General features: G+C 54.3%; 1 protein-coding gene. It reads left to right on the top strand.

The genetic code is table 11. The features are described 5' to 3' along the window. The coding region (locus tag XMG59_RS11850; protein WP_173498793.1) for a hypothetical protein at positions 1-9,450 on the top strand (9,450 nt) is incomplete at both ends.

Here is a 9,450-nt window from a genome sequence, read left to right as displayed (position 1 = left end):
CGGTGATGTGATCTGGATTAAATTGACCGCTTCAGAGTGGCTCAATGTGGACACCACTGAAGGGCGTCCAACGCTTCTGCTCGAAAACGGCGGCACCGCGACCTACGTATCGGGTACCGGTTCGAACACACTTCTGTTCCGCTACGACGTGCAGGATGATGATCTGTCGACAGACTCATTGACGGTTGCGTCTGTCAGCTTCAATGACGGGCTAATCACCGATGCTGCGGGTAACGCACTGATCGCCGATAGCTTCAACAATGCGATTGTTGCAGGCCATGTGAAGCCTCAGGTTGAAGTGGATACCGATGCACCGATTGTTGAGACGGTTAGCATTGTTGAGACAGTAGCTATTAACGATACTGGCGCCACTGTTGACGCAACCAACGACGGTTACTACAGCGCCGGCACCACCATCGCCTTCGAAGTGAAATTTGATGATGTGATCAATGTCGATACCTCTGAAGCGATCGATGGCAGTCCAGTACTGGCACTGAGCAACGGTCAGCTCGCCACCTATGTGGAGGGCGATGGCACCGATACGCTGCGCTTTGAGTACACCGTATCCGCAGACGATATCAATACCACCGATCTTGAAGTCCTGGGTCTTGCCGAGCAGGGCGCCGTACTCACCGATGATGCAGGTAACCCTGCACTCGTTGAGATGGTCACTGACCGTCGCAACTACACTACGGCGGTGGTGGATACCCATGGCCCAGAGTCTGTAGGTACGAGTGATAGCTTTACCGAAAACGCGGATGGTGAGGACATTGTTCGCACCCTCGAGACGCTCAGCTACACCTTCGAATTTAACGAGATGATGGATCTGCTGCTGGCCACTGTTGCGGGCGTTGATCCAAGCATTGATCCAGCGGATACCGCCACCATTGAGCAGATCGTGGCGGACAATCAGGCGGAGATCCTGAGCTACTTCAGTGTCACCCTCGAAGAGGTTGATCCTGCTATTCACGTGCGTGTGGATGGCGATGGCGATCTGCTGTCAGACGTAAATGACGGTCTAGTGGCGACTAACTTCCGCTTCGAGAGCAACGAAGATGGCACGCTGGATCTGACCAAGTTTACTGTCGATGTGACAACCCCAGACCGTACTTATGCCGATCTGCATGTAGGACTCAATACCGAGAAGTTCGTCGACTTCGCACAGAACGAGCCGATGGATGCGACCATTGTGGCGACTCAGCGCGTGGATACTCAGTCGTTTGATCTTACTGCAACGCCGGTTGCGGGTCTCTTTATTCAAGATGATTCCGTTGTGGTTGTACTCGATGCCGATGGCAATGAACTAGTAGCAAACGTCACGCTTGATGCTGCCACTGGTCAAGCGACTGTACGCGTATCTCCAACCGAGGCTTATCCCGGTGGTTACCGCGGTCCAGTTATGGTTGAGCTGATTGATTACGACGATACAGCTGATTATATCGACGAATTTACCGGCCAGGGTGTGTCACTCTCCGACGGTGTGACTCCAAGCATCATGCGTGCGGTCTTCAATATCACCGAGCCGGGCGAAGTGAAAGTCACGGTATCACCTGTTACCGAGTTGGCAGTCACTAAACTGACCGAAACAATGGCATCCGAAGGTTCGACTTCGCTCGATCCAGCTAAGGTAAACGAATTTAACAGCGGTATCGGTCGTATCTTCGGTATCGATGACATTATCAAAACCGCGGCAACCGTTGTGAATTCAGCGACCGTTGAAGCACAGACGGGCGCTGATGTGACCGACTTCGACGCTACCGATGGTATCGACTCCTCTGAGAAGTACGGCCAGGTGCTGGCGATGCTGTCTGCGCGTGACAGCGCCACAGGTTCACTCACCAACACGATCACTGACCTTGCGGCTGACATTAAAGTTGCCAGCCTGGGCAAGAGCACCGCGATTGCAATTACACAGTCCGGCGCTGACAAACTGGCGGATACGCTCAAGTCGATTGAGACTGCAGCGGTTACTGCAGATCCTGAAGTTGTTGATCAGAGCGTAGAGCTTAATGATTCAGGCGTTAACACGGGCCTTATCGATGTCTCCTACATCGAGTCCGCAGCGGGTAACAGCTACGGTATTAACCTCGATGAAGCGAAAGAGACGCGCGTGCCCGTTAAAGGCGCAGCTGAAGGTGATACCGTGTTTGTTCAGTGGGGTGTTAACACCGCGACTGGCGAACCGAATCTAATCGAATACGTTGTCACAGCTGACGACGTCGCAGAAGATGGAGCAGTTACTGTTCCTGTCAGTATCGATGCTATTGCGCTGCAGATGGACTCGAAAGAGGTACCCATCCGCACGGCAGTGATCAAACCGGATGCGGTTGATATCGAGGGTAACCCGGTTACAGCGCCGAGTGAATCTGACTTCACGGCACCGGTATTGTTACAGGTCGATATCATTCCACCTGAAACGACGGTTGAGGCTCCAACTGCCGAGACTCCATTTGAGGTGTCCGGTGCCATTGAGGGTCTTAACGCGGGTGATGACTTCTTCATCCTGATCAACAACAGTGCTGACGAGCGCTTCAAGTACAAGGTCGAAAGCACATTCTTGGGCGATGAAGATGCCGAGCTCCCAGCGGGCTTGAGCCTTGAGAACATCGTCTACGACGAGATCGGCGATACTTGGGCGTTTGACTGGTCGTTTGACCTGACTCAGGCGATCTCCGTCGCTGAATTGGCTGCTGCTGAAGCGGACCCAGATTACACGCCGGTACCTACTTTCTCTGAAGAGAGCGAGACAGCGGTCTTCCAGGTCGATGCAGCAACTTCAGACTTGGTGGGTAACGCCGCCGAAGATAATTCACGCAACGAGTTCATCATCGGTACCGCGAGCGATCTAGTTGATAGCGACACCGAAGTCACCTTTATGGATCAGGTGCTCGATCGCCTGACTGAGCGCTATGAAGATGAGGCAGTCGATACGCGCTCTGAAATTCAGACCATTGCGAATGCCGTTAACAATCTGGAGGCGATTGCCGCTTTTGATGCGGCGGCTCTTTCAGGCAGTTTAGTAGCCGAACGCCAGAGTTTAGTGCTATCCGCAGACGGTTCCGTTGCTCCTGGTCAGTTTGCGCTGAACCTTGGCGGTGACGCCGTTGACGTTGATCTGTCAGGTGTCGCGAACCCAAGCGTATTGGACATTGTCGATGCGATCCGTGCTGAGTCCGGTTACGCCGATAAGAACTACACCGTCGCGCTGAGCGCTGATGGTAATAGCGTTGAAATTAGCTACAAAGCCTTTGGCCCACAGCCAGAGTCGAGTGCTATTTCAACACTGACTGAGACACTTTCTGCCGCTCCGATCGATTCAACCATCGATGTGGCCGGTGATATCGCTAATTTTGCGGTTCAAAGCATTGCGGTGGACGGTGCCGCTGTCGAAAACGGCTTTGCCGTTTCCCCAGGACAAATCCGTCTATCGTTTGGTGGTGTCAACCTTGATCTGACCGCTGCTGAAGGCGATCTGATTACTGATCTACTGGCCGATGCGCAAGCCGCTCCGGCGTATGCAGACCTGCCATTTACCCTAGCGGTTAATGATGCCGGTGATAGTTTGGTAGCCACCTGGAAGCAGGTCGGTACGATCAGCGACACCCTGTCCCTGAACCGTGACTATGAACAGACCACTGAGACCTCAGTGGACGCGACCAGCAGCACCGATGGTGATGCGGGTATCAGCACGGCAGAGTTGCAGTCACTCGATATCCAGAATGTCGATGACTCTAAACTGCGCGCGATTAACAAAGCACTGGCTGAGAACCTGGCGCAGATTAAATCTGAGCCGAGCATCACCTTTGCTGACCAGACACTGGCTGCCGGTGATGACACTACCGTTACGCTGAGTTTCCCAACTCGTGTGGGACAGGTGCCCGATGATGTCCTGGCCCTGGTGGGTGGTGACCTGAGCACGGAAGGGGTAGAGGGTGCACCGATCTGGAGTACTGTTGACGGTATTAACTGGACAGCCACCTTTACTGCCAGCATTGCGATCAACAACACTTCACTGCGCTACGAGCCGGTGCTCGATGAGGACGGCGTGCAGGTGCTGGATGCCAATGGCGATCCTAAACTGGCGGTGATTCCAACCGTCGATGCCGATGGAAACCCAACCGGTGAGTATGAATCGATCGGTCTCAACGATCTGCGTCAGGTATCACTGGTGGAAGCACTGGTGAACCGTGTGACCGATGCGTCGGATACGGTGAAAGCCTTTGCCAGCGAGCAGGGTGATACCCCTGCGGCATTGCCGTCGGTGCAGGACTTCGCTGATATGTCAGTAGAAGGCGTGGCCGATGACAACCTCAGCGCGGTACAAGATGCCCTGAGCACCGTACGTGATCGCTTTGAGGGCGAGGGTGACCTCTTTACCCAGATCGAAACCGTTGTGGATAGCTACAACGCGGTATTCGATACCGTGTATGCCGAAACAGAACAACCGACCCCTGTCGATCTGATTGAAGATCTAAACAACATTGGTGTTAGTAACCTGAGCAGCGATGCTGCGCGTGCTGAAGACCAGACCACGCTGTTGCAGGGCGCCCTGCGTGAAGTTGCCGCAGCTAAAACAGATATTACTGACGGTGCGACTGCAGCCGAACAACAAGCAGACATGATCAACTCGGTAGCGAAGCTCGAGAGCTTTGTGACTAGCGTTGAGAACGTCCTTGCCCGTGCCAACGGTGAAACCGTGGATGTCGACGGCACAGCTACGCCTGTGGCTGTTAGCGATGCAGACCTGACTGCGCTGGGCTTTGGAGACCTGTTACAGGATGAGTCCGCCAATAGTCGACTGAGCGCCTTGCAGAAAGTCCTGCTGGATCAGTCTGAAGGCGAGGGCAGCGACGCCATCGTTAACTACGCGGATCTGAAAGCGGTTCTTAACACTGCTTCGGATGCCTTCGATGCGATCGTGGGTCTCACTGCAACTGCTCAAGATACAACCCATGCAGATGCCGATGCGCGTGCAGCGGCAGTTACTGCAGCCTTGGCTGAGGTCGATGCCGACAGCTTCCAGAACATGGGTATCGATGGTGTGACCGATGTAAATATCGGGTCGATGACCGGCGATGAGATGGCAGCGGCCGTTAAAGACGCGCTGTCCAATACCCCGAATGACATTGTCAGCCTTGAAGCGATTCAAGCGGTGGTGGATAGCTACAGCGATATTTTGGCAACCGCACAGGATGATGCGGGCACCATTGAGGTGGTCGATCTGACTAACATTGGTGTCACGCTTGAAGCGGGTACCGAAGAGGCCGTGGCGGAACTAGCCAGCGGCATCATTGCGACCTTCGGTACGGCGGATGTGTCAAGCGTCAGCGACGTACAGGCGAAGATCGATGCGATCAACTCGGTGTTTGCGAATACCCTGCGTACGTCTGATACAGACACTGAGAACACTACAGTTGTGTCAAAAGACGAGCTACATACACTTGGCTTTGATGGCGCAACCGATGATAACCTGGATGCGATCCAGCGCGTGCTGAGCGATCAGAGCGATGAGTCTGACGTGAAGTCGTACGCGGATCTGAAACAGTTGATCGACAATGCTGTAAATGCGCATGCCGATATTCTTGCAGCGGCAACAACTGATGATCTGACCGATATCGACACCACCGACTACACCAACATGGGTATCGACGGTGTTAGCGGCGACCTATCTGATGGTGATGACACCAACGACGGTAACCTCGCAGCAATCAACGATGCGTTGATCAATACCGATAACAGCCTCACTACTGCCGAAAGCGTGCAAGAGGTAGTAGACAGCTACAACACCATCCTTGAGACCGCGACCAACGACAGCGGCACCATTGACGTGGCCGATCTGACTAATATCGGTGTCGAGCTAGAAGCTGGCACTGAAGCGGCTGTGGCAGAACTCACCTCTGGCGTGATTGCGAGTCTGGGTTACTCAGAAGTTGATACTGTGGCAGAGACGCAGGACATCGTGGATGCGATCGATGCGGTGTTTGCCAACACGCTGCGCACTTCAGACGATGATGCGACACACACTACGGTTGTCTCTAAAGAGCAGCTGCATACGCTGGGCTTTGTCGGTGCGACCGATGACAACCTGGATGCCATCCAGCGCGTATTGAGCGATCAGACCGATGAGTCTGATGTGAAAGATTACGCAGCCCTAAAACAGCTGATCGACGCTGCGATTGCAGCACACAGTGACATTCTCACTGCTGCATCGACCGATGACCTTACCGGCATTGACGAGGCTGATTATGCGGCAATGGGCATCGATGGGGTTGATACCGACAACCTCAGCTCGATCAACGATGCGCTGATCAATACTACGAATACACTGGATACTGCTGCCTCAATCCAAGAGGTGGTGGATAGCTACAACCACATTCTGGATCTGCGTGCCGATGGCAGCGGTATCACGCTGGATGCGGCTGACTTTACCGACCTGGGTGTGACACTGAAAGCGGATAACGCGAATCAGGCTGAACAGCTAGCTTACCTGCAAGAGATCGTCGCAAGTGATCTGGGAAGCGGTGATATCACGACTGTATCGGGTCTGCAGGCGCTGGCTAACGCTACTTCTGATCTGATCGATCTGATCCAGGGCAACAGCCCCGATAGCGATGGCACTGAGGGTCTGACTATTGAGCAGTGGGCACTCTTGGGTGTGACGGCGGCTGATGCCGAAGAGGTGGCGATGCTGAATGCTCGCTTGGCTCTGACCGCAGATGATCTGTCTGATGTCACTAACCTGGCGACTGATCTTGCGGCACGCGTGGAGGAGTCACGCAATGCACTGGCGAAGATCGAAGCCTACGCGAACGCCGATGGTGCGTCTGATTTTGATGCGGATGGTACCACGTCACCAACAGATACAGACGATATACCGACTGTCCAAGACTACAGCTTTATCGGTGTAGTCGACTATGATGCGGGCAACAGTACGCGCGTTTCCATCGATGCGACGAACATCGCGACCATCAACGAACTCTTTGCCGCAGCCCTTGTGGGTGCTGATGAGGGTGATGACCCAGCCTCAACCCGCACTGAAGTACAGGCAGTCATCGATGGCGCAGCGGATCGCTTAGGCGCGTTTGCGAAGATCGTCGCCTACGCCGAAGCGAATGTGCTAACTCCAGCAGATAGCTCGCTGATCCCAACCGCGGCCGACTTTGCGCTCTGTGGCGCAAGCGGTGTGGCGGATAACAACAACATTCCAGCGCTGCTGACTAAGTTGGCAGCGATGGGTTCTAGCAGCAACGGTCTAGCGGTGGATACCACCCCAGAACTGCAGGCCTTCGTGAAACAGGTGGCGATCGAGAAGATCAAAGCCTGGACCGATACTGATGGCGGCAACGGTGCTGCACCGATCCTGCAGGATTACCTCAACGCGGATCTGGTAAGCTACGACGACAGCGCGATCACTGAAGCGATGGTGCCTGCACTGAACGAACTCTTTGCCGGTAGCCTAACCGCTGCAGGCGATGCCGATGACCAAGCTGAACAGCAGCAGGTTATCGATGGTGCAGCGGCCATGCTCGCCGCGATGGCGAAGATCGCCAACTACGCTGAAGCAGATGGCGCGATCGACCTTGATGGCGATGCCGATACCGGCGATGCCAACGGTTACGATCACCTCACCGTCGCTGACTTTGAAGCGGCGGGTATCAGCGGTGTAGCTGACGGAACTGACCTCTCTGTAGGGACAGGTACGTCTACATCAGCGAGCGGTTACAACAACCTCGAGGCTGTACTGAATAAACTGGCTGACAGCGGTATTAAGTACCTCAATGCTGACACACTTGAAGAGGTGCAGGCATTGGTCGCGAATGTTGCGGCTGAGAAGATCGCTTACTACGCCGATCAAGATGGTCAGTGGCCAGCGGTTAGCGAGAGTTATGCGCTCTACACAGATGTGCGAGCAGATGCTGGTGGCAACGCCTTCTTCATTGATGGCACAGAAGCGCCAACACTGGATCTGAAACCGGGTACTTACACCTTCGATCTGTCACAGGCTTCGATGGCCGGTACCGATCTGGCCTTTAGTATCAACGCTGATGGCTCTGGCGGTCTGCCAGCCGGTGTTACCTTGGTTACCACGGGCACCGCTGGTCAAGCGGGTGCCTCTGCCGTACTGACCGTGCCACAGGGCTATGAAGGTACGCTGCACTACATTGATGCTAACTCAATGGTCACTGGCGGTAGCGCCGTTGCTGAGAAGCTCTACTTTGCTCCTGAGGTGCAGGACTACACCAACGCAGGCCTTGTCGATCCAAACGACAATGCGATCACAGCGCAGCACCTGCCGTTCGTGAACGCGATCTTTGCCAAAGATAGCGTTGGTCACACCGACGATGCACCGAACAACCTGTTCGATGCCGATGACGCCACCAGCCAACAGGCGGCGATCGACGCTTACGGCGCCAATATGCTGTCGCTGATGAAGTTCGTCGACTACATGCTGACCGAAAATGGCGTGGTTAAAGCGGACTTCAGCCTGGCTGACTTCACCAATGCAGGGCTATTGCGTGTCGATGGCAGCAGCATGAGCGGTGTGCTGGATCGTCTGCCGGGTTATGAAGTGTCCGACACCTTGGACCGCGATGCACTGAACTCAGTGGATAAGATCCAAGCGTTTATCTCGCGCGCGATTATCGCTGAGTACAATGATGATCCTGCCAACAATCAGGCGCCAGTGGGTGCAGACTATGTGGCAGCGGGTATCAACGGTGCTGATGACGATAACGCAGCGGCGATGAACTACCAGGTAGCGCAGATAGCTTCCGGTAGCTACAGCGATAGCATCTCTGCGATCGAAGCACTGGTTACACCTGCAAACACCGCCATCAACAAGCTGGCAACCTTCGATCTCGATCATATTGATCCGATCAGCAACGATAGCCAGATCGTTATCGGTCGCAGCCATGACGGCACCAACTTTGTCGCACAGACCCTGACACTGGCGGACTTCGGTGATTACGCCGATCCAAGCAGCGATGCGCAGGCGTCAATCAAAATTACTGCGCTGCCTGCAGCGGGAACGCTTGAGCTTGATGGTACAGTAGTATCTCAAAATGACAGCATCAGTGTGGCTGACATTAACGATGGCAAACTGACTTACACACCAGCGAGTACAAATGCTGCAACCTCACTCGACTTCTCAGTCATTGATGCTGATGGCAACGAGAGCGCTGAAGACTACACCTTGTCGATCGATCGCGAGGACTTCAGTCCTGCAGTCGGTATTGCAAACTCGGGTCTGGTACAAGCAGATACCGGTGTATACAGCGGTGGTCTTTATGTTAACGATGCGCTAACTGGCTTTGAAAGTATGAGCAGCCTGCGTGTGGTGATCACCGCCACAGGTGGCGATGTGAAGATCGGTAACCTGAGTGGGGCTACTCAAATTCAAATTGGCTTCGATTACGCGACAACCGGCGGCGATGAGATCTGTATTGAAGG

The organism is Marinobacterium sp. xm-g-59 (genome assembly GCF_013283315.1).
Lineage (GTDB): Bacteria > Pseudomonadota > Gammaproteobacteria > Pseudomonadales > Balneatricaceae > Marinobacterium_E.
The sequence above is the reverse complement of the archived record's forward strand: the minus strand, read 5'-3'. Positions and strand labels throughout refer to the sequence as shown.